Source organism: Streptomyces sp. NPDC002888 (genome assembly GCF_042888465.1).
Lineage (GTDB): Bacteria > Actinomycetota > Actinomycetes > Streptomycetales > Streptomycetaceae > Streptomyces.
On sequence record NZ_JBIAPU010000003.1, the window covers coordinates 1 to 20,529 of the forward strand.

Below are 20,529 nucleotides of genomic sequence, written 5' to 3' on the forward strand. Positions count from 1 at the left end.
TCACTTAATGGCGCCGCGGGGGGGGGCGCGCGCCCCCCCCCCCCCCCCCCCCCCCCCCCCCCCCCCCCCCCCCCCCCCCCCCCCCCCCTAGCCGAGACGGGGCTTGATCTCGTCGATGAAGATGGTGCGCTTCTGCTGCGCCGTCAAGTGGCAGGCGGAGGTCCGGTCGAGGGCAAGCAGCGGACGCTCGGTGACGCAGCGGTTGCCGCCGATCCGGCCCTGGAAGGTGCAGCGGGGGTGGAAACGGCAGCCGGACGGTGGGGTGAGCAGGGACGGCGGGGTGCCGGGGATCGGCGTGAGGAGGGCGCCGAGGTCCGAGTCCAGGCGCGGCATCGAGTTCAGCAGGCCCCAGGTGTAAGGGTGTTGCGGTGCGCGCAGGACCTCGTTGACCGTGCCGCGCTCGATCGCGCCGCCCGCGTACATCACCATGATGTCGTCGGCCATGTCGGCGATGACGCCCAGGTCGTGCGTGATGAAGATGATCGCGGAGCCGAACTCCTGCTGGAGGTCCTTCAGCAGGTCGAGGATCTGGGCCTGCACGGTCACGTCGAGGGCGGTGGTGGGCTCGTCGGCGATCAGCAGGTCCGGGTCGCACACGAGGGCCATCGCGATCATCGCGCGCTGGCGCATACCGCCGGAGAACTGGTGCGGGTAGTCCTTCGCGCGCTGCGTCGGGCTGGGGATGCCCACCTTGCCCAGCATCTCCACCGCCCGTGTCCAGGCGGCCTTCTTGGAGGCGCCGGTGTGCTTCATGTACGGCTCGGCGATCTGCCGTCCGACGGTGTAGTACGGGGACAGCGCGGTCAGCGGGTCCTGGAAGATCATCGCGACCTTGTTGCCTCGCAGCCTCTCCAGCTCGGACTCGCGGGCGGTCGTCAGCTCCTGGCCCTCCAGGAGGATCTCGCCCTCGACGGTGGTGAACATCGGGTTGTGCAGGCCGAGGATCGTGAGGTTGGTGACGGACTTGCCGGAGCCCGACTCACCGACGATACCCAGCGTCCTGCCCTTGGCGAGCTCGAAGGAGAGCCCGTCGACGGCCTGCACGACACCGTCCTCGGTCTTGAAGCTGACGTACAGGTCCCGCACCGCGAGAAATTGGGTCACGACAGTGCTCCTAGGCCAGCCGCACGCGCGGGTCGATGTAGGCGTACGCGGCGTCGACGACGATGTTGCAGAGCAGGATCATGGTGGCGGAGAACAGCATCACGCCCAGCAGCAGCGGCAGGTCGCTGAAGAACACCGACTCCACCGCGAGCCGGCCGAGGCCCGGCAGGCCGAAGGTGTACTCGGTGATGATGGCACCGCCGAGCAGCGAGCCGAGGTCGATGCCGAAGATGGTGACGATGGGGATCAGGGAGCCGCGCCAGGCGTAGCGGAAGAAGACGTACCGGCGGGACAGGCCCTTCGCCCGGGCGGTACGGACGTGCTCCTCCTGGAGTTGCTCGATCATCGACGAGCGCGCCATACGGGTGTACTGCGAGGCGAAGATCGTGGAGAGGACCACCCAGGGGATGATCAAGCCCGTGAACCAGGCGGCCGGGTCGGCGGTGAATTCGTTGTAGGCGGGCTTGTCGAAGAGGTGGGTCTGGTAGACGAGGATCGCCAGCGCGAGCGGGCCGAGGAAGTAGATCTGCATCGAGCTGATCACCATCGCGCCGGCCGTGAACGTCTTGTCGACCAGCGTGCCGCGCTTCCAGGCGGCGATCAGGCCGGTGCCGAGGCCCAGGACGAGGAAGCAGACCGCCCCGCCGAGGGTGAGCGAGACGGTGGTGGGCAGCCGGTCCATCAGGGTGCCCCAGACCTGCTCGTTGGAGTGGTACGAGTAGCCGAAGCAGGGGGCCGGGCAGGGGCCCTGGGCGAAGTCGTCGCTCCCCATGACCAGGTTGTGCAGGAAGATCCAGTACTGCTCGGGGATCGACTTGTCGAGGCCCAGCACATGGTGCAGGTTCTCGAGGTTGGCCGGGGTGCACGTCTTGCCGCACATCAGCAGGGCCGGGTCGCGCGGCATCCCGAAGAACAGCAGGAACGCGACGATGCTCAGCAGGAAGAGGATGACGACGGCGCCGAGGGACCGGCGGACCAGGAAGCGCAGCATGTCGGACAGCTCTCAGACGTCGGCGGGCCGGACGGTACCCGGTGCGCCGTCCTGACGGGCGGCGGCACCGGGCACCGAGGTCCCGAGCGGGGTCACTTGACGTACAGGCGACGCGGGTCGACGCCGGCGATGACGTCGTCGTAGACGAGGCCGCCGATCTTGGATCCGGCGATCTGGGTCTGCTTGAAGTAGCCGGTCGGGACGACGTTGATGACGTCCTTCACGAGGTACTTGTCGAGCTTCTCCCACTCGGCCGCGGCCTTGGCCGGGTCGGTGATGGTGTTGATGCGGTCGATCTCGCTGTTGATCTTGGGGTCGTTGACCTGCGAGTAGTTCTGCGCGCCCTCGGCGATGGCCCGGCCGTCGAAGCACGGCGGGATGACGGTCGAGGCGGACGGCCAGTCGGCGCCCCAGTTGGTGTTGAAGATGTCGTAGGTGTTGTTGAGCTTGCTGACCTGGTCGTAGTACGTCTCGGCCGGGACCTCCTGGCGCTGGACGTCGAAGCCGGCCTTCTTCAGGCCCGCCGCCATGGCGGTGGAGTAGGCCTGGCCCTCCTGGGTGTTGATGTAGCCGAAGGTCAGCTTCATGCCGACCTTGCCAACCTCCTCCAGGAGCTTCTTGGCCTTCGCCGGATCACCCGCGGGCTTCTTCTTCTTGCCCCACGGGTCGAAGGAGGGGTCGTAGCCGCTGACGGTCGGGCTGATGATGCCGCCCGGGGTCTCCATCGCGTCGCCGCCGCCGTAGGCCCGCTGGAACGCCGAGGTCGGCAGGGCGTAGGCGATGGCCTCGCGGACCTTCTTGTCCTGCATCGCCTTGTGGCTGAGGTTGATGTTCATCTGGCCCACGTACGGCTGGTAGCCGATGACGGTGCGGGACTTCATCTTCGGGTCGTTCAGGACCTTGGAGAGGTTGCCCGCGTCGACCGAGTTCTGCCAGCTGACGGAGGTCTGGTCGGCGCCGCTGTCGGCGAGGAGCGCCTTGGTGGAGTCCTCGTACTGCTGGTTGAACGTGATGGCGAACCGGTCGGCGTACTGGTGGCGGATCGGGTCGGTGGCCGGGTCCCAGTCGGTGTTCTTCACCAGCACCATCGACTTGCCGGACTTGAACGACTGGATCTTGTACGGGCCGGACGCCACCGGGGCCTTGTCGTACTTCTCCTTGGTGTCGCCCTTCTGGGAGACGACCCCGTAGCCCACCATGGCCAACGCGTACGGCAGGTCGGGGTGCGGCTTCTTGAACTTGAAGACGACGGTCTTGGCGTCCGGCGTCTGCAGGATGCTGTCCGGCAGGTGCTTGCCCTTGAACGGGCCGCCCGGCAGCAGCTTGCGGTAGTCGGTGCCCGGGGTGTCGGCCAGCCACTGCTGGAGGTACGGCGGGCCCTGGTTGATGAAGGGGGCGAAGAGCCGCTCGACACTGTGCCGGATGTCCTTGGACGTGATCGGGGAGCCGTCCTGGAACTTGATGCCGTCCTTGAGGGTGTACTTCCAGGTCCTGCCGCCGTCCGTGGTGGTGCCGGAGTCGGTGGCGAGGTCGCCGACGATCTCGTGCCTGCTGCCGTCGTTGCTGGTCGACTTGTAGCCGGTGAGTCCTCTGTGCAGCAGCAGGGCGACCTGCATCTCGTTGAAGACGTAGATCTGGCCCGGGTCGAGGTGGGCGTAACTGTCGCGGGCGGGCACCGAGATGGTGCCGCCGGACTTGGCGCCCGGGACCTCGGCGGCGGGGCCCTTGGAGGCCGCGGCGTCACCGAACTTGATCAACGCCTTCTGCCGTTCGGCGTTCTCCTGCTGCTTCTTGTCGTCGCCGCCACTCTTGCTGCCGCCGGAACTGCACCCGGTCAGCACGAGTGCCCCGGCGGCGAGCACGGAGATCACGGCGTGTGCGTGGCGTCCGCCCCTACTCATCACTCGGTTTCCACCCCTCTGTTGTCACCAGTGCGAAGGAACCCAGACCTTGCAGGTCAGCTGGTCAGCGTGGTCAGCGCGCCGTCTTGGGGTCGAAGGCGTCCCTGACCGAGTCCCCGAGCAGGTTGAACGCCACGATGAAGACGACCATCGAGATGCCGGGGAAGAACATGTAGGTGATGTCGTTCTGCATCACGAGTTCGGTCGACGCCTTGGAGAACATCTGGCCCCAGTCCGGCGTCGGTTCGACGATGCCGACGCCCAGGAAGGACAGACCGGCCTCGGCGGTCACGAAGTTGGGGAGCATGTAGGTGCCCTGCACGAGGATCGGGGTGACCACGTTCGGCAGGATCTCCCTGCGGATGACCCGCCAGGGCGGGGCTCCGCTGACCTTGGCCGCCTCGATGAACTCCCGTTCCCGCAGGGCGAGGGTGGTCCCGCGCAGGATGCGCCCGAGACTCATCCAGCCCAGGAACCACTGCACGGCGATGAGGGCGACCACCCTGACGTAGACCGGGGTCTCGTCCCTGGGGCTGACGAACAGTGAGACCACGACCGGCATGCTGGCGATGAAGAACAGCTGGGCCGGGAAGGCGAGGAGGAAGTCGATGACCCGGCTGATGAAGAAGTCGGTCCTGCCGCCGAGATAGCCGGCCGTGACGCCGAGGAGGATGCCGGTGAGCACCGTCGCGAGCGTGACCGCGACGGAGATCATCAGCGACGTCCGGATGCCGTAGAGGAGTTTGGTGAAGACGTCGTAGCCGTTGCCGGGTTCGAGTCCGAACCAGAAGTCGCCGCTGATGCCGCCGTTGGGCTGCACCGGCACACCCGCGCTGTCGAAGAGGTCGGGGCGCTCGTCGGCGTACACCGTGTACGGGTCCTTGCCGTACAGCTTGGAGATCAGCGGGGCGAGCAGTCCGATCAGGAAGAAGAAGACGACCACGTAGGCCGAGATCACGCCGGTGCGGTCGCGCTTGAAGCGGATCCACATCAGCTGACCCGGTGACCGGCCGATCAGTGGCCCGGTCTCCAACTCCGTAGGACTTGTCACTGTTCGCCCATTTCACCGGTGTGGATGTGGACATGGGGTTACGTGCGTGACTACGCCGCTACTATCTGCCATCGGACAACTACCCGACCACCGTCTTTCGCATCTCAATTCCGTCACAGCTGAAACGGGGTGCAAAAAAGCCCGGGCACCCCCCGATGGGGAGCACCCGGGCTCAAAGGGCCGGTGATCAGCCGTGCTTGGCGCGGCTCGCGGTGCGACCGCGCTCCTTCTGGTCGAGGACGACCTTGCGGATACGAACGGCCTCCGGGGTCACCTCGACGCACTCGTCGTCGCGGCAGAACTCCAGGGACTGCTCCAGGGAGAGCTTGCGGGGCGGGACGATCGCCTCGAACGAGTCGGCCGAGGAGGACCGCATGTTCGTGAGCTTCTTCTCCTTGGTGATGTTCACGTCCATGTCGTCGGAGCGCGAGTTCTCGCCGACGATCATGCCCTCGTACACCTCGGTGCCGGGCTCGGTGAACAGCACACCGCGCTCCTGGAGGTTCGTCATCGCGAAGGCGGTGACGGCACCCGAGCGGTCGGCGACCAGCGAGCCGTTGTTACGGGTCGTCAGCGTGCCGAACCAGGGCTCGTGGCCCTCGTGGATGGAGTGGGCGATGCCCGTGCCGCGCGTGCCGGTGAGGAACTCGGTACGGAAGCCGATGAGACCGCGGGAGGGGACGACGAACTCCAGGCGGACCCAGCCCGAGCCGTGGTTCGACATGTTGTCCATGCGGCCCTTGCGGACGCCCATGAGCTGCGTGACCGCGCCCATGTGCTCCTCGGGCACGTCGATCGTCATGCGCTCGACCGGCTCGTACGTCTTGCCGTCGACCTGCTGGGTGACGACCTGCGGCTTGCCGATGGTCAGCTCGAAGCCCTCGCGGCGCATCTGCTCGACCAGGATGGCGAGCGCGAGCTCACCGCGGCCCTGCACCTCCCAGGTGTCGGGACGCTCGGTGTCGAGCACCCGCAGCGAGACGTTACCGACCAGCTCCCGGTCGAGGCGGTCCTTGACCTGGCGGGCGGTGACCTTGCGGTCCTTGACCGCGGCCTTGTTGTCCGCGCCCTTGCCGGTGCCGCCACGGCCGACCAGCGGCGAGGTGTTCGTACCGATGGTCATGGAGATCGCGGGCTCGTCGACCGTGATCAGCGGCAGCGGGATCGGGTTCTCGGTGTCCGCGAGGGTCTCGCCGATCATGATGTCCGGGATACCGGCGACCGCGCAGATGTCACCCGGACCGGCCTTCTCGGCGGGCTTGCGGGTCAGCGCCTCGGTCATCATCAGCTCGGTGATGCGCACATTGGCCATCGTGCCGTCGCGCTTGATCCACGTGACGGTCTGGCCCTTGCGCAGCTCACCCTGCTCGACGCGCAGGAGGGCGATACGGCCGAGGAAGTTGTCGGCGTCCAGGTTGGTGACGTGCGCCTGGAGCGGGGCCGCCTCGTCGTACTCCGGGGCCGGGACGTGGGACAGGATCGTGGAGAAGAAGGGCTCCAGGCTGTCGCTGTCGGCCGGGACGGTGCCGTCCTCCGGCTTGGTCAGCGAGGCCACTCCGTCACGCGCGCAGGCGTAGACGATGGGGAACTCGATCTGGTCCTCGTCGGCGTCGAGGTCGAGGAAGAGGTCGTAGGCCTCGTTGACGACCTCGTCGATGCGCGAGTCGGGGCGGTCCGTCTTGTTGATACACAGGATGACGGGCAGGCGGGCCTGCAGCGCCTTGCGCAGCACGAAGCGGGTCTGCGGCAGCGGGCCCTCGGAGGCGTCGACGAGCAGCACGACCGCGTCCACCATCGACAGACCGCGCTCGACCTCGCCACCGAAGTCGGCGTGACCGGGGGTGTCGATGATGTTGATCGTGATGACGTCGCCGCCATCCTTCGGGTGGTACTTCACCGCCGTGTTCTTGGCCAGGATCGTGATGCCCTTCTCACGCTCCAGGTCGTTCGAGTCCATCATGCGGTCGTCGAGCGACTCGGCGGCGTGCGCGGCGAAGGCACCGGCCTGCTTGAGCATGGCGTCGACCAGGGTGGTCTTGCCGTGGTCGACGTGGGCGACGATGGCGACGTTGCGGATGTCGTGGCGCGTGGCCATATTGCGGCGTTCTCCCGGAGTGTGAGGAAGGCCGACGCGTACGTCTGTGTTACGCGGGCCCTGCCGGGCTTGACATGCCACGGCCTCACCCCATGGTACGTGGCTCCGCGAGGAGCGGCCCCCGCAGCCCCGTACGGCTCAGGACGCCGACGGGCTCGGCGACAGCTTCGCGCCCTTCTTCAGGAAGCCCATGTCCTCGAAGACCGGTGTCCGGAAACCGAAGGCACCGACGTTGACGACGGTCTTCCCCGCGGCCGTGAGCTGGGGCCTCTGGTAGAGCGGGATCGAGCCGGCCGCCGCCCAGATGCGGGAGTCCGCCTTGCGGATCAGGGAGCGCGCCTCGTCCTCGTCCAGCGTGGCGAGGGCCTGGTCGAACAGCTGGTCCACCTGGTCGGTGCCGACGCGGGTGTAGTTCTGCTCGACGCTCAGCGAGCCGTCGGCGGCCGGGACCGGCTTGGCGTAGATGGGGCGGGCGTCGGTGGCCGGGAAGGCGGAGGAGGGCCAGGAGTACAGGGCGAGGTCGTACTGGCCGGAGGCGATGTGGTCCTTGAAGTAGCTCTCGTCCGAGACCTTCGTGATCTCCGTGCCGATGCCGACACGCTTCAGCATGCGTGTGACGCGGTCGGCAACGGCTCGCAGGGGCTCCGAACCGGCGCCGGAGGGGAGCACGAAGCGGAGCGTGAGCGGCTTGCCGTTCTTGGCCAGCGCCTTGACCGCGGTGCCCGCCGGGGCGGCGGTGCCCTTGGGGGCGTACGCGCCGGGGGCGCCGCCCCGCTGTACCTGCGGGTAGGAGCCGTCCTGCGCGAGGTGCCTGCCCCCGCCCTCGGTGCGCCTCTCGCCGTGCTTGTCCTTGTGGTCGCGGGCGGCCGGGTCCTGGGCGGCGTGATCCCCGGCGGCCTTGCGGCGCGCCTTGTCGTCCTCGCCGACGACGTACGTGCCGTCGTCGCCGCCCTCGGACTCGTCCTCCCCCGCCCCCTCCTCCTCGGCGGCCTTCTCCTTCTTGGTCTTCTTGCCCTTGGGCCCCGCCGCCTCCTCGCCCTTCTTCTGCTCCTTGACCGGGCCGCCCGGCACCCATCCGGCGTCCGTGAGCAGGGCCCGCGCCTCGTCGGTGTCCTGGCCGCCGAGCGCGCCGCTGTTGTCGGCGTAGGCGGCCTGTCCGGCGAGGGCGAGGTGGCTGCCGACGGGGACGGCGGGCAGGCCCAGCGGCTTGAGCACGGCCTCGGCGAGTTCCTTGCGGTTCAGGGCGCGGGCCACCGCCCGGCGCACCCGCTCGTCGGCGAGGGGGCCGTCGGCGCCGTTGAGGGCGAGCTGGGTGTAGGCGGGCTCCAGCGACTTGCGGACCTCGAAGCCGCGCAGTCCGTCGGCCCCGCCGCTGACGCGGCGGGCGGTGGCGGGGTCGATGTCGGCCAGGTCGATCTCGCCCGCGGCCAGCGCGGCAGCGCGCTTGTCGAGAGGTACGGCGCGCAGCACGATCTCGGAGAGCTTGGCGGGCATCCCCCACCAGCGCGGGTTGGGGGTGAGGCGGACCCGGTCCTGCTTGGTGTCGACCTTCTGCACGGTGAACGGCCCGGCGGTGACCTTCAGCTTGCGGCGCGCGCCGTCGTTGAAGGAGTCCGGGGTGCCCATGACGTCCTTCGGGTACAGCGGCGAGAACAGCGACCGCCAGTCGGCGTAGGGCTTGGCGAAGGTGACCCGGACCTCCAGGTCGTTGGCGCCGCGCTCGATGCCCTCGATGCGTTCGTAGCCGGCGTTGCGGGCCGTCCAGTAGGCGGAGTCCTTGCCGGACAGGGCACGCCACTGGGCGGCGAAGTCGGCGGCGCCGATCTCGCGGCCGTCGCTCCAGACGGCCTGCTGGTTGAGCTTGTACAGGACGACCTGTTTGGGCTCGGTCCCGATGACCTTGGCCGATTCCAGGTAGGCGGAGTTACGCTCCGGCCGCCCGCTCGCGTTCATCCGGTACATCGACGGCAGGACGGCCTGGGCGATTCGACCGGTGGTCTCGTCCGCGTCGGCCTGGAAGGTGTTCAGGGTGTCCGGTACGGCGTCGACGGCCCAGCGCAGGGTGCCGCCCTCGGCGATCTTGGCGCGGGCCGCGCGGGCGACGTCCTGCTTGGCGAGCGGCTTGCCGGCCTCGTCCTCGGAGCCGCAGCCGGCGAGCGTGAGCACCGCGAGCGCGCCCGTGGTCAGGAAGACCACCGAGCGCATGACCGCGCGCGGTCCGACACCGTCGTAGGACATCTCTGGTACCTCCGGGGAGCGGCTCCCGCCGGTGATACAGGTGCGTTCTGATCACATTTGGCGGTATTTTGGAGTTGATCAGATCTACGGCCCAGATCTACGGCCCCACTGAAGAGGAAAGGGTTCGCCAGCCGAGGGCGACACGGCGACAGGGGCGTGGAACCCCACCCGTGCGGAGCAACACACGCCCCGGCGCACACAGAGCGCTTGCGAGCGTGTACCGAGGGCACGCAATCCGCCAATCGCTGCACACGCCTTCACAGCGGTCGGTGTGACGCGCAACACTCGCAGGCGCATGAACGTCGCCGTCCAGGGCCGAAGGGCCCGAGGAAGTGAGGTCACGTCATGTCCGTGCACGACGACCTGACAGCCGTCCAGCGCTGCCTCGACGACCTCTCCCGGTCCGTCGGCCGCCTGGAGAAGCAGCTCGGCAGTGGCGGCCTGGAGGTCCGCCGCGTCCGCGCCGACGCCAACCACCTGCGCGAGAGTGTCGCGCTGCTGCGCGAGGCGGCCTCCCAGCCGGCCTCGCCCCACAAGCCGGAGCTCGTCACCATCCCGGACACGCCCTACGACGACAGCCTGTGGGTCGACTCGGACGACGAGGGTCTCGGCGCCCGGGACCGACACGCCCCCTGACCCGACCGGAGTCCTGCGTTGGCCACTGGTACGGAACCCAAAGTGAACAGCGGCGGCGTACGGTCCCGTACGCGCGCCGCGATCAGCGCCCCGCATCTGCGGACCGACCGCTGGTGGCTGGCGCCCGCCGCCACCGCGGCCGGCCTGTTCGCCTTCGTCGTCTACTCGACGTGGCGGGCCTTCGCCGACGCGGACTACTACGCCGCGCCCTACGTCTCGCCGTTCTACTCGCCCTGCCTGGCGGAACGCTGCGAGACGATGCGCTCCGGCCCCAACTGGGAGATCTTCGGCAGCTGGTGGGCCATCTCGCCGGCGATCCTCATCCTGATCTTCCCGCTCGGCTTCCGCCTGACCTGCTACTACTACCGCAAGGCCTACTACCGCGGCTTCTGGGCCTCGCCCCCGGCCTGCGCGGTCGCCGAGCCGCACAAGAAGTACACCGGCGAGACCCGCTTCCCGCTGGTGCTGCAGAACATCCACCGGTACTTCTTCTACGCCGCGATCCTCGTCGCCGGCATCCTGACCTACGACACGGTGCTCGCCTTCCGCGACGAGCACTACGCGTGGGGCCACATGGGGCTCGGCACCCTCGTCTTCCTGGTCAACATCGTGCTGATCTGGGCGTACACGATCTCCTGCCACTCCTGTCGGCACATCGTCGGCGGCAAGCTCAAGCACTTCTCGCGGCACCCCGTGCGCTACAAGGCGTGGCAGTTCGTCGGGAGGCTCAACGCCCGCCACATGCTGCTCGCCTGGGCGTCGCTGGTGAGCGTGGCGCTCGCCGACTTCTACGTCTATCTCGTCGCGTCCGGGGTCTTCGACGATCCGCGCTTCTTCTAGATGAGTGGGGCCTTGTGATGTCCGTGGTCGACCGGCAGGAGTGGGACGTCGTCGTGGTCGGTGCCGGTGGCGCGGGCCTGCGCGCCGCCATCGAGGCGCGCGAACGGGGCGCCCGTACGGCGGTGATCTGCAAGTCCCTCTTCGGCAAGGCCCACACGGTGATGGCCGAGGGCGGCATCGCGGCGGCGATGGCCAACGTCAACGAGCACGACAACTGGCAGGTCCACTTCCGCGACACCCTGCGCGGCGGCAAGTTCCTCAACCAGTGGCGAATGGCCGAACTGCACGCGCAGGAGGCCCCCGACCGGGTGTGGGAGCTGGAGACCTGGGGCGCGCTCTTCGACCGCACCAAGGACGGGAAGATCTCCCAGCGCAACTTCGGCGGCCACGAGTACCCGCGCCTCGCCCACGTCGGCGACCGTACCGGTCTTGAGCTGATCCGCACGCTCCAGCAGAAGATCGTCGCGCTTCAACAGGAGGACCACCGCGAGACCGGCGACTACGAGTCCCGCCTGAAGGTGTTCCAGGAGTGCACGGTCACCCGCATCCTCAAGGACGGTTCACGCGTCAGCGGCGTCTTCGCGTACGAGCGCGAGAGCGGCCGTTTCTTCGTCCTTCAGGCGCCCTCCGTCGTGATCGCGACCGGCGGCATCGGCAAGTCCTTCAAGGTCACGTCGAACTCGTGGGAGTACACCGGCGACGGCCACGCGCTGGCCCTGCTCGCCGGGGCGCCCCTGCTCAACATGGAGTTCGTGCAGTTCCACCCGACCGGCATGGTCTGGCCGCCGTCCGTGAAGGGCATCCTCGTCACCGAGTCGGTGCGCGGGGACGGCGGGGTGCTCAGGAACTCCGACGGCAAGCGGTTCATGTTCGACTACATCCCGGACGTCTTCAAGGAGAAGTACGCCCAGTCCGAGGACGAGGCCGACCGCTGGTACGACGACCCGGACAACAACCGGCGCCCGCCCGAGCTGCTCCCCCGTGACGAGGTCGCCCGGGCGATCAACTCCGAGGTGAAGGAGGGCCGCGGCTCCCCGCACGGGGGCGTCTTCCTCGACGTGTCGACGCGGATGCCCGCCGAGGTGATCCGGCGTCGGCTGCCCTCGATGCACCACCAGTTCAAGGAGCTCGCGGACGTCGACATCACCGCCGAGGCGATGGAGGTCGGGCCCACCTGCCACTACGTGATGGGCGGCATCGCCGTCGACTCCGAAACGGCCGCCGCCCGCGGGGTTCCGGGGCTGTTCGCGGCCGGTGAGGTGGCCGGCGGGATGCACGGCTCCAACCGGCTCGGCGGCAACTCGCTCTCCGACCTGCTGGTGTTCGGACGCCGGGCGGGCCGGCACGCGGCCGAGTACGCGGCGGGCGCGGGCGTCCGGCCGCCGGTGGACGACGTCCAGGTGGACGGCGCCGCCGCGGAGGCCCTGCGGCCCTTCTCCGCGGAGGGCGAGGAACCGTCGGCGGGGCCGCCGGAGAACCCGTACACCCTGCACCAGGAACTCCAGCAGACCATGAACGACCTGGTCGGCATCATCCGCCGCGAGGCCGAGATGGCCGAGGCCCTGGAGCGGCTCGCGGCCCTGCGGGTACGCGCCCGGCGGGCCGGTGTCGAAGGCCACCGCCAGTTCAACCCGGGCTGGCACCTCGCCCTGGACCTGCGGAACATGCTGCTGGTCAGCGAGTGCGTGGCGCGGGCCGCGCTGGAGCGCACGGAGTCACGCGGCGGGCACACCCGCGAGGACCATCCGTCGATGGACCGCGAGTGGCGCCGGATCAACCTCCTGTGCCGGCTGACCGACCCGACGGGGGGCCTCGCGGCCACCGACCCGGTGCGCGGCCAGATCACCCTCGCACGGGAGACCACCGAACCCATCCGCCGGGACCTGCTCGCCCTCTTCGACAAGGAGGAGCTGGTCAAGTACCTCGCCGAAGAGGAGCTCTACGAATGAGCGGCTACGAGGCCCACTTCAAGGTGTGGCGCGGGGATGCGGCGGGGGGCGGCCTGGAGGACTTCCGGGTCGAGGTCAACGAGGGCGAGGTCGTGCTGGACATCGTCCACCGCCTCCAGGCCACCCAGGCGCCCGACCTGGCCGTCCGCTGGAACTGCAAGGCGGGCAAGTGCGGTTCGTGCTCGGCGGAGATCAACGGGCGGCCGCGGCTGCTGTGCATGACCCGGATGTCGGTGTTCGACCGGGACGAGACGATCACCGTCACGCCGTTGCGTGCCTTCCCGGTGGTCCGCGACCTGGTGACGGACGTCGGCTTCAACTACCGGAAGGCGCGGGAGGTTCCCTCGTTCGTGCCGCCCGCGGGGGTCGGGCCCGGCGAGTACCGCATGTTCCAGGAGGATGTGGACCGTCCGCAGGAGTTCCGCAAGTGCATCGAGTGCTTCCTGTGCCAGGACACGTGCCATGTGGTCCGCGACCACGAGGAGAACAAGACGGCGTTCGCGGGCCCGCGCTTCCTGATGCGGGTGGCGGAGCTGGACATGCACCCGCTGGACGCCGCCGCCGAGACCGGCCTCGACCGCAAGAAGACCGCCCAGGACGAGCACGGGCTCGGCTACTGCAACATCACCAAGTGCTGCACGGAGGTCTGCCCGGAGGACATCAAGATCACGGACAACGCGCTGATTCCCTTGAAGGAGCGGGCCGTGGACCGCAAGTACGACCCGCTGGTGTGGCTGGGGTCGAAGATCAGGAGACGGGACCGGTAGGGGCTCGGGGGGCACGGCCGGGGCGCCGGGCAAGTGTCTGCAGCAACAGCCCCACGAGGTACGCCCCCATGCCCGCGAGCGGGATCGAGGCGTACGCCGGCGGAAGGTCGCCCAGCGGGCCGAGGAACATGAACGCGGCCATGCCGACGGCGCTGACCACCATGCCGGACCCCCACAGCCTCGGCCGCAGAATCCGGTACCCGCCCCACGGCGGCACCCAGCCGGTGGCCGTCGCCGCCCCGCCCATCACGGCGAGCGCGGTGACGGCCAGGACGGCCAGGATCACCAGTATCGAGTGCATGCCGCTGAGCATTCCACGAGCTCCAGGGCGCTGAGAAGGTTGTGTTCCGCGATCTCCCGCATCGGCCCCGGCTCCGGGAAGTCGCCGTCGAGCAGACGGAGCGGGCCGGCCACGAGGCTGAGGTGCATGGCCAGGCGGTAGAGACGCAGGCGGTGTTCGTCGAGGCCGGGGGTGCGCAGCGCGTCGTAGTGCGGGCCGAAGCGAATGCGGAGGAAGACGTGCTCCCATTCCGCGTCGAAGTACATCAGGCCCTCGATGTCGATCAGCGCGGGGTGGCCGTCGGCGTCCAGCAGGACGTGGTCCGGGCCGAGTTCGCCGTGGATGAGGGTGTGGCGGGTGCGGGGGCGGACCTGGGCGGCCAGGTTCCGTACCAGGGCTTCCAGGTCGTCCCGTACGGCGGCGATCCGTGCGTCCCGTGCGGCGGTCGCCGCGATGTCGCGCAGGGCGCCTTCGGTGACGCGCTGCTCACAGGAGTCGGCGTTCGGCACCCCGCCGTTGTCGACGAGGGCGACCTTGCCGAAGGTGGGGCCCTCGTGGGCGTGCAGCGCGGCGAGGGTGTCGGCGAGCCGTGCCAGGGCCGGGCCCGCCGTCCGCGGGTCCCGGCGCAGGGCCTCCTCCAGACTGCCGCCGGTGAGGTCCTCGACGATCGCCGCGTCCGCGGGAAGCAGCGTGTGCGTGGGATCGGCGTACAGGAGGCGGGGCGTGCGGACACCTGCGGCGTGCAGGCGGTCGTGCGCCGCGGTGAACAGGTCGAGGCCGGTGCCGTGGGAGAAGGGGTCGCGCAGATCGCTGGGGCCGGCGTCCCAGTAGTCCTCGTCCGGCGACCAGACATAGGCGACGGCGGTCGTGTCGTCGTCGAGGGTGAGGCGGTACACGCCCTTCTTGGTGCCGCCCCGGAGGCGGGTGACGGCGGAGAGGGTGCGGGTGGGGCCGAGGGCGGCGCGGGTGAGGGGAGCGAGGTCCTCGCGGGTGAGGGGGGTGCGGGCGGTGGCGGTCATTCGACCGATGCTCGCACCCCCGTCCGGCGGACGCAGGCCGTTTTTCAGCGCACCCAGCCGTCTCGGTACGCCGTCCAGTCCTTCTCCTCGGCCGCGAAGTCCACATACAGGGCGACCCCGAAGTTGGCACGGTCCGCGTCCGTACGGGACAGGCCGAGGCGGACGCCGCGGACGGCGGCGGGGACGGTCTCGGCGTGGTTCCAGTGGCCGAAGCGGTTCTCGTGGTAGAAGGGCAGGCCCATGAGCAGGTCGGTGGACTCCGGGGTCACCTCCAGGGCCAGTGAGGTCTGCTGGGCGACGTAGCCGCCGTAGGTGCTCTCCAGCGGCTGCATGGTGTCGTACGACATCACCGCGATCTGGTCGACGCGGCGCGCGACCTGCCCGAAGAACTCCTGCGACCACCATTTCGGGTGTCCGGCGACCGTGCCCCAGAACGAGTGGAACCCCGGGACCGGATCGATCTGGTGGGCGGCGATCGACAGCTGGGCGTCCTGGGCGCTGGTGATCTCGTGCAGGGAGTCGAGGAGGGTGAGGTAGTTCCGGTCGCCGGAGTGGAGGGGCTCCAGGTCGAAGTGGACGCCGTCGAAGCCGGCGGTGAGGATCTCGCGGGTGGACTGGACGACGGCGGCCCTGGTTCTGGCGTGCTCCAGGTGCATGCCGTCGGGGGTCTCCGTGGCGAGGACGTCGCCGAGCCAGGCCTGGACGCGGATGCCGGGTATCTCCCGGTGTACGGCGTCAATCAGCCAACGGGCGTTCCGGTAGGCGGACTTGGGGAGCGTGCCGTCGTGTTCCAGGGGGCCGGCGTGGACGTAGAGGTCGCGGATGCCGGTGCCTTGCAGGCGGCCGGCGAGGGCGGTGATGTCGGCGTCCTTCTTGCGGCCGTCGACCCAGGCGTGGCCGAGCCAGATGGCGTCACGGTCACGGGTGTACGTGCCGGTCGCGGGGTCGCCGGTGTAGTTGAGGCGGAGGGCGACCTGGGTGCCGAGGAGGGGGAGGAGGAGGGCGAGGACGACTGCGAGCGCGGTACGTCTGAGCCAACGCCGGGGCCTTCGGGCCTCGGCTTCGCCTTCGCCCCGTTCTTCGTTCCCACCCGCATCACCCGTGCTGCTCTCGTGGTCGGGTGCGGGTGGCCCCGGCGGGGCACCTTCACCATCGGCGGCCGCGGCTCCGTGCGCCGCACCGGCCTCCGCAGCGATCGGCTCGGGTGTTCCCTTGGCTTCCGCCTCGGCGGGCCGCTTCGGCCTGTCCGTGTTGTTCATCCCCGTGTCCCCCTCAGTGGTCGGTTCGCCCCACGGGTCCCGAGTCGGGTGTGCAGAGGTCGCGCGGACGCAATCTCGGCCATACGCTCCGAAAGGTGACGCCATCCTTGGATCGGGGCCGGCTGTGGTGGGCGTATGTGCTCGTGGGCTTCGTGTTGCTGGGGAGGACGGTGTGGGCCGAGCCCGTGGTTGCGATCACGGGCGAGGGGCCTGGTGCGAGCGCGGCTGGGGAGGGTGGGGCGTCCGTCGCTGATCTTGTTCTGCCGCTCGTGGCCGTCGGGGCGGCGGCGGTGCTCGCCGGGTACGGGTATGTGCGGCGCACTCGGAGGGTGCGGGAGCGGACCACGCCGGGTGGGGGGCGTGGGGAAGCGGCGTCCGTGGAGGCGCCGCCCGACGAGCCGGACTCCCGGGCGCTCGCGTTGCTCGCTCAGGCGGATGACTGGGTGCGCACCAGTCGGGAGGAACTCGGCTTCGCCGAGGACCGGTTCGGGGCCGTTGGCGTCGAGTCCCCCGCTCGGGTCGTGCGGGAGGCGGCCGGTGAGCTTGCCGCCGCGTTTCGGATGCGGCAGCTCTACGACGAGGGCGTGCCGGCCGACGAGACGGCCCGGCGGCACGCGCTCGCCGGGATCGTCGGGCGGTGCGAGGAGGCGGGGCGGCGGCTGGACGCCGAGGCCGCCGGGTTCGACCGGCTGCGGGGGCTTGAGGAACAGGGGCTGGCTGAGGCGCTGGGCGTCGCGGAAACACGCTTCCGTGAGCTGGCCGGACGCACGGGCGCGGCCGAGACGGTTCTCGTGGGCCTGCGCACGCGGTATGCCCCTTCCGCGTCCGCCGCCGTGACCGGTTCTGTCGAACAGGCCAAGGACCGGCTCGTGTTCGCGACGACGCGTCTCAACCACGCCCGTCAGGCCGCCGACCGGGAGGACGATGCGCGCGCCGCCGCTCATCTGCGGGCCGCCGAGGGCGCCATCACCCAGGCAGGCGTCCTCGTCGACGGTGTGCACCGGCTCGCCGCGGAGCTGGAGGAGGCCGCGCGGATGGTTCCGGCCGCGCTCACGGGGGCGGAGGCGGAGATCGCGGGAGCCGACACCCTCGGGCTGGACGTGCCGGTCGGCGAGCTGCGCAGCCGGGTGCTCCATGCCGACGCCGTCCTGGCCGCCGTACGGCAGGAGCTGACCTCCGGGCATCCGTACGACCCTCTCGGCGTCCTGCGCCGGGTCGTACGGGCGACCGCGCCGCTCGTCACCGGGCGCGCCGGTGTGCTGCCGGCCGCGGCCCTGCTCACCGCCCGCGCTGCCACCGACGCCGCGGCCGACTTCGTCATGACGCACCGGGGCGCCGTGGGCGGCACGGCCCGCACCCGCCTGGCGGAGGCGGAGCGGCTCCTGACGACGGGGGACGGGGGCCTGGTGGACCTGCTGCGCGCGGACACGCTCGCCCGCACCGCCGACGACCTCGCCGAGCTGGACGTACGGATCCATGGGAATCCGTACGCCGGTACGGCGGCCGGGTACGCGAGCGGGGTCACCGGTGCCGTCCTCGGCGGGGTGCTGCTGGGTGGCGGCGCCGGGGACGGTGGGCCGCCGGCGAGCTTCGGCGGATCCGTCACCCGGGCCCGGCGCACCCCAGCGGTGCCGTAGGGGGTGTCGTTTGATCACCCCCTGGCCCTCAGAACAGGCTCAGCAACGCCTCCGCCGGATCCGCCAGTCCCGTCTCCCCGTCCGGCAGGGGCAGTTCGAACCACACCGTCTTGCCGAGCGGGGTGCGCCGTGAGCCCCAGGCCGCGCTGAGCAGGCCGACGAGTTGCAGGCCGCGGCCGCCCTCGTCGGTGTCGCGGGCCCGGCGTCGGCGGGGCTGGACCAGGCCGGAGTCCCAGACCTCGCAGACCAGGGTGCGGTCGAGGAGGAGCCGCAGCCTGATCTCGCCCTCGCCGTACCGCAGGGCGTTCGTCACCAGCTCGCTGACCAGCAGCTCCGTCGTGTCGACGAGCGGCTCCAGGTCCCAGCTGAGCAGCTGGCCGCGCGCGTACTCGCGGGCGCGGCCCACGCTGCGCGGCTCGCGCGGCAGCGTCCAGTCGCCGACGGACTCGGTGGGCAGGCCCTGGACACGTGCCATCAGCAGGGCGATGTCGTCCTCGCCGTGGTGGGTGTCGAGGGTGTTGAGGACGTGGTCGCAGACGTCCTCCAGGGGGGCGCTCGGGTCGGTGAGCGCCCCGACGAACGCCTGGAGGCCCTCGTCGAGCGGATGGTCGCGCGATTCGACCAGTCCATCCGTGTAGAGCGCCAACAGTGCGCCTTCGGGTAGTTCGACCTCGACCTCCTCGAAGGGCTCGCCGCCGACGCCGAGCGGCATGCCCGGCGGTACGTCGAGCATGAGGGCCGGCTCGCCGGGCTCGACCAGGACCGGCGGCAGGTGCCCGGCGTTGGCGAAGGTGCAGCGGCGCGTCACCGAGTCGTAGACGGCGTACACGCAGGTCGCGAGGTACACCTCGGACAGGTCCGCCTCACGGGGGCGGCGGGCGGCGCGGGTGGCCTGCTGGACGCCGCCGGGCGTGCCGAGACCGCGGGCGATTTCGTCCAACGCGGAGAGGACCTCCGCCGGTTCGAGGTCCAGCAGGGCCAGCGTTCTGACCGCCGTACGGAGTTCGCCCATGGCGACCGCCGCGCGCAGGCCGCGGCCCATCACGTCGCCCACCACCAGCGCCGTGCGGTGGCCGGGGAGTTCGATGACGTCGAACCAGTCGCCGCCGACCTCGCTCGGGCGGCCGGTGGAGACGTTGCCGGGCAGGTAGCGGCAGGCGATGTCGAGACCGGAGGCGACCGGGTCGCCGGGCGGCAGCAGGGACCGTTGCAGTATCAGCGCGCGCTCGTGCTCGCGGCGGTACAGGCGGGCGTTGTCGATGCAGACGGCGGCGCGTGCCGCGAGCTCCACCGCGAGGTCCCGGTCGCGGTCGCCGAACGGCTCGCTGCCCTTCGTACGGGCGAACTGCGCGAGTCCCACGACGGTGTCGTGGGCGACCATCGGGACGGCCAGCGTGGACTGGACGAGGCCGCCCTCCTCGGCGGGCACGACCTGGGTTCGGGCGGTGCGCAGGGCGTCCGCGCAGGGCGAGTTGAACGCGTAGTGGTGGACGGCGCCGAGCTCGACGGGCGATCCCCCGCCGATGAAGGGCGCGTCGGAGACGGCGCTGGCGAAGGCGACGCGGCGCAGTTCGGCGCTGCCGTCGGCGAGGCCGGGCGGGGTCTCGTCGCCGGCCAGGAGCCCTTGGTAGAGGTCGACGGTGGCGAGGTCGCAGAAGCCGGGGACGACGACGTCGAGGAGTTCGCGGGCGGTGGTCTCCAGGTCGAGGGAGTTGCCGATGCGGGCGCCGGCGTCGTTGAGGAGGGCGAGGTTGCGCCGGGCGGCGGCGGCCTCGCGGGCGGCGGCGCGGCGGGCCGTGATGTCGATGCCGAGCCAGGCGATGCCGATGGGGCGGCCGCTGCCGCTGTGCACGCGGTAGAGGTTGATGGACCAGTGCCGGCGCTCGTCGGAGCCCGGCAGGAAGCCCGTGATGTGCATGTCGGTGATGGAGTCGCCGCTCTCCAGGACCCGGCGCAGCGTCGCGGAGACCCGGTCGGCCTCGGGGCGCGGCAGGTAGTCGTGGACTCCGCGGCCGCGGTGCTCGTCGGGAGTGCCGCCGAAGAGGGAGGCGAACCGGTTGTTGGCGCGGCGCACCCTGAGGTCGGTGTCGATCAGCAGGAAACCGAAGGGGCATTGGCCGAAAATGGCCTGCGAGGCGGCAAGGTCGGTCTCGATGGTGCGCAGCGTGCGGACGTCGACGACGATGCAGACGGCGCCCTTCTCACCGTCCTGGGTGCGCGTCGGCATGACGTAGACCTCGGCGAGCCCCTCCTGGCCGCGCTCCCCGTCCGCCGTGTCGGGCATCCGGAAGGGGACCACACCGGTCCACTCCCGCCCGTCGAGGATCTCGGCCATCTTGCGCTGGCCGCGCTCGCGCAGGTCGGGGTCGATGAAGGCCTCTATGGGGTCCATGCCCACGGCGCGCCCGGCGGGGATACCGAAGAGCTGTTCGGCGCGCAGGCTCCACTGGTCGACCAGTCCGTCGGCTCCGATGGAGAAGGACGCGACCTTGATGTAGTCGTAGATCGAGCCGGGCGGGCTGCTCTGCCACATGGCGTCACCGGGCGGCGCCTCCACGGAGGCAAGCGCATCCGCGTCCCCCTGCCTCGCGCCGCCCGACGGGTCCTCGGACTCCGTGGCCTTCGCTGGTATCTCGCTCACGCGAACCGTCCCCTCCAGCTCACCGCGTCCGGCACCGGTCACCGGCAGCGGCTGCCCGCAGTATCCAGCACTACGGCGCCGCACAACACGGTGTTCACGATCACAGCACGGTCCAGGCGTT

At 70.3% G+C, this 20,529-nt stretch carries 15 protein-coding genes; 5 read left to right on the forward strand and 10 right to left on the reverse strand.

The window, feature by feature from the left end; genetic code table 11:
* Nucleotides 1–87 precede the first annotated feature (87 nt).
* The 6 genes from ACFYWX_RS05495 to ACFYWX_RS05520 all read right to left on the reverse strand — a co-directional run bounded on the left by ACFYWX_RS05495 (nt 88) and on the right by ACFYWX_RS05520 (nt 9,380).
* Entirely contained in the window at nt 88–1,104 is a 1,017-nt protein-coding gene (locus ACFYWX_RS05495) for an ABC transporter ATP-binding protein (RefSeq protein ID WP_389422656.1), read from the reverse strand.
* A 10-nt stretch (nt 1,105–1,114) separates the two neighbouring features.
* Entirely contained in the window at nt 1,115–2,095 is a 981-nt protein-coding gene (locus tag ACFYWX_RS05500; RefSeq protein ID WP_389422657.1) for an ABC transporter permease, read from the reverse strand.
* 92 nt (nt 2,096–2,187) lie between these two features.
* Entirely contained in the window at nt 2,188–3,996 is a 1,809-nt protein-coding gene (locus ACFYWX_RS05505) for an ABC transporter substrate-binding protein (protein WP_389422658.1), read from the reverse strand.
* 73 nt (nt 3,997–4,069) lie between these two features.
* Entirely contained in the window at nt 4,070–5,047 is a 978-nt protein-coding gene (locus tag ACFYWX_RS05510; protein WP_389422659.1) for an ABC transporter permease, read from the reverse strand.
* A gap of 187 nt (nt 5,048–5,234) precedes the next feature.
* Nucleotides 5,235–7,142: a translational GTPase TypA gene (gene typA / locus ACFYWX_RS05515; RefSeq protein ID WP_389422660.1), complete on the reverse strand. Its 1,908-nt coding sequence runs from the start codon at nt 7,140–7,142 to the stop codon at nt 5,235–5,237.
* A 138-nt stretch (nt 7,143–7,280) separates the two neighbouring features.
* Nucleotides 7,281–9,380 (reverse strand): ABC transporter family substrate-binding protein, encoded by a 2,100-nt coding sequence (locus ACFYWX_RS05520; RefSeq protein ID WP_389422661.1) that lies wholly within the window; start codon nt 9,378–9,380, stop codon nt 7,281–7,283.
* A gap of 345 nt (nt 9,381–9,725) precedes the next feature.
* Between ACFYWX_RS05520 and ACFYWX_RS05525 the strand changes: the two genes are divergently transcribed.
* The 4 genes from ACFYWX_RS05525 to ACFYWX_RS05540 are packed head-to-tail and all read left to right on the forward strand — an operon-like array spanning nt 9,726 to nt 13,572.
* On the forward strand, nt 9,726–10,016 hold the full coding sequence (locus ACFYWX_RS05525; protein ID WP_389422662.1) for a hypothetical protein: 291 nt from the start codon (nt 9,726–9,728) through the stop codon (nt 10,014–10,016).
* 18 nt (nt 10,017–10,034) lie between these two features.
* The gene (locus ACFYWX_RS05530) at nt 10,035–10,856 is read left to right on the forward strand and encodes a hypothetical protein (RefSeq protein WP_389422663.1); all 822 of its coding nucleotides are present in this window, start codon (nt 10,035–10,037) and stop codon (nt 10,854–10,856) included.
* 17 nt (nt 10,857–10,873) lie between these two features.
* Nucleotides 10,874–12,805, forward strand: coding sequence for a fumarate reductase/succinate dehydrogenase flavoprotein subunit (locus tag ACFYWX_RS05535; protein ID WP_389422664.1), 1,932 nt, complete (start codon nt 10,874–10,876; stop codon nt 12,803–12,805).
* Nucleotides 12,802–13,572 (forward strand): succinate dehydrogenase/fumarate reductase iron-sulfur subunit, encoded by a 771-nt coding sequence (locus tag ACFYWX_RS05540; protein ID WP_389422665.1) that lies wholly within the window; start codon nt 12,802–12,804, stop codon nt 13,570–13,572. Before ACFYWX_RS05535 ends, ACFYWX_RS05540 begins: the two co-directional genes overlap by 4 nt.
* On the opposite strand, the gene ACFYWX_RS05545 is transcribed toward ACFYWX_RS05540, so the two are convergent.
* From ACFYWX_RS05545 to ACFYWX_RS05555, 3 genes are read right to left on the reverse strand one after another with little or no spacing between them, the layout of a single operon-like run.
* Entirely contained in the window at nt 13,553–13,873 is a 321-nt protein-coding gene (locus ACFYWX_RS05545) for a hypothetical protein (RefSeq protein ID WP_389422666.1), read from the reverse strand. The two genes, ACFYWX_RS05540 and ACFYWX_RS05545, sit on opposite strands and share 20 nt — an antisense overlap.
* Nucleotides 13,855–14,871 carry a phosphotransferase family protein gene (locus ACFYWX_RS05550; RefSeq protein ID WP_389422667.1) on the reverse strand — a complete coding sequence of 339 codons (1,017 nt, stop codon included), beginning with the start codon at nt 14,869–14,871 and terminating at the stop codon, nt 13,855–13,857. Before ACFYWX_RS05550 ends, ACFYWX_RS05545 begins: the two co-directional genes overlap by 19 nt.
* 44 nt (nt 14,872–14,915) lie before the next feature.
* Entirely contained in the window at nt 14,916–16,130 is a 1,215-nt protein-coding gene (locus ACFYWX_RS05555; RefSeq protein ID WP_389422668.1) for a hypothetical protein, read from the reverse strand.
* Between the two features lie 95 nt (nt 16,131–16,225).
* Between ACFYWX_RS05555 and ACFYWX_RS05560 the strand changes: the two genes are divergently transcribed.
* The gene (locus ACFYWX_RS05560; RefSeq protein ID WP_389422669.1) at nt 16,226–17,767 is read left to right on the forward strand and encodes a hypothetical protein; all 1,542 of its coding nucleotides are present in this window, start codon (nt 16,226–16,228) and stop codon (nt 17,765–17,767) included.
* 28 nt (nt 17,768–17,795) lie between these two features.
* Here ACFYWX_RS05560 and ACFYWX_RS05565 read toward each other — a convergent pair whose 3' ends face one another.
* Complete coding sequence (locus ACFYWX_RS05565) at nt 17,796–20,408, reverse strand: SpoIIE family protein phosphatase (RefSeq protein ID WP_389422670.1); 2,613 nt, start codon at nt 20,406–20,408, stop codon at nt 17,796–17,798.
* Nucleotides 20,409–20,529: the final 121 nt, after the last annotated feature.

Bases quoted from the DNA above. Each gene is read 5' to 3' on its own strand.
- ACFYWX_RS05500 (WP_389422657.1), bottom strand. From the start codon at position 2,095: ATGCTGCGCTTCCTGGTCCGCCGGTCCCTCGGCGCCGTCGTCATCCTC.
- ACFYWX_RS05505 (WP_389422658.1), bottom strand. From the start codon at position 3,996: ATGAGTAGGGGCGGACGCCACGCACACGCCGTGATCTCCGTGCTCGCC.
- typA (WP_389422660.1), bottom strand. From the start codon at position 7,142: ATGGCCACGCGCCACGACATCCGCAACGTCGCCATCGTCGCCCACGTC.
- ACFYWX_RS05520 (WP_389422661.1), bottom strand. From the start codon at position 9,380: ATGTCCTACGACGGTGTCGGACCGCGCGCGGTCATGCGCTCGGTGGTC.
- ACFYWX_RS05525 (WP_389422662.1), top strand. From the start codon at position 9,726: ATGTCCGTGCACGACGACCTGACAGCCGTCCAGCGCTGCCTCGACGAC.
- ACFYWX_RS05535 (WP_389422664.1), top strand. From the start codon at position 10,874: ATGTCCGTGGTCGACCGGCAGGAGTGGGACGTCGTCGTGGTCGGTGCC.
- ACFYWX_RS05540 (WP_389422665.1), top strand. From the start codon at position 12,802: ATGAGCGGCTACGAGGCCCACTTCAAGGTGTGGCGCGGGGATGCGGCG.
- ACFYWX_RS05545 (WP_389422666.1), bottom strand. From the start codon at position 13,873: ATGCACTCGATACTGGTGATCCTGGCCGTCCTGGCCGTCACCGCGCTC.
- ACFYWX_RS05550 (WP_389422667.1), bottom strand. From the start codon at position 14,871: ATGACCGCCACCGCCCGCACCCCCCTCACCCGCGAGGACCTCGCTCCC.
- ACFYWX_RS05555 (WP_389422668.1), bottom strand. From the start codon at position 16,130: ATGAACAACACGGACAGGCCGAAGCGGCCCGCCGAGGCGGAAGCCAAG.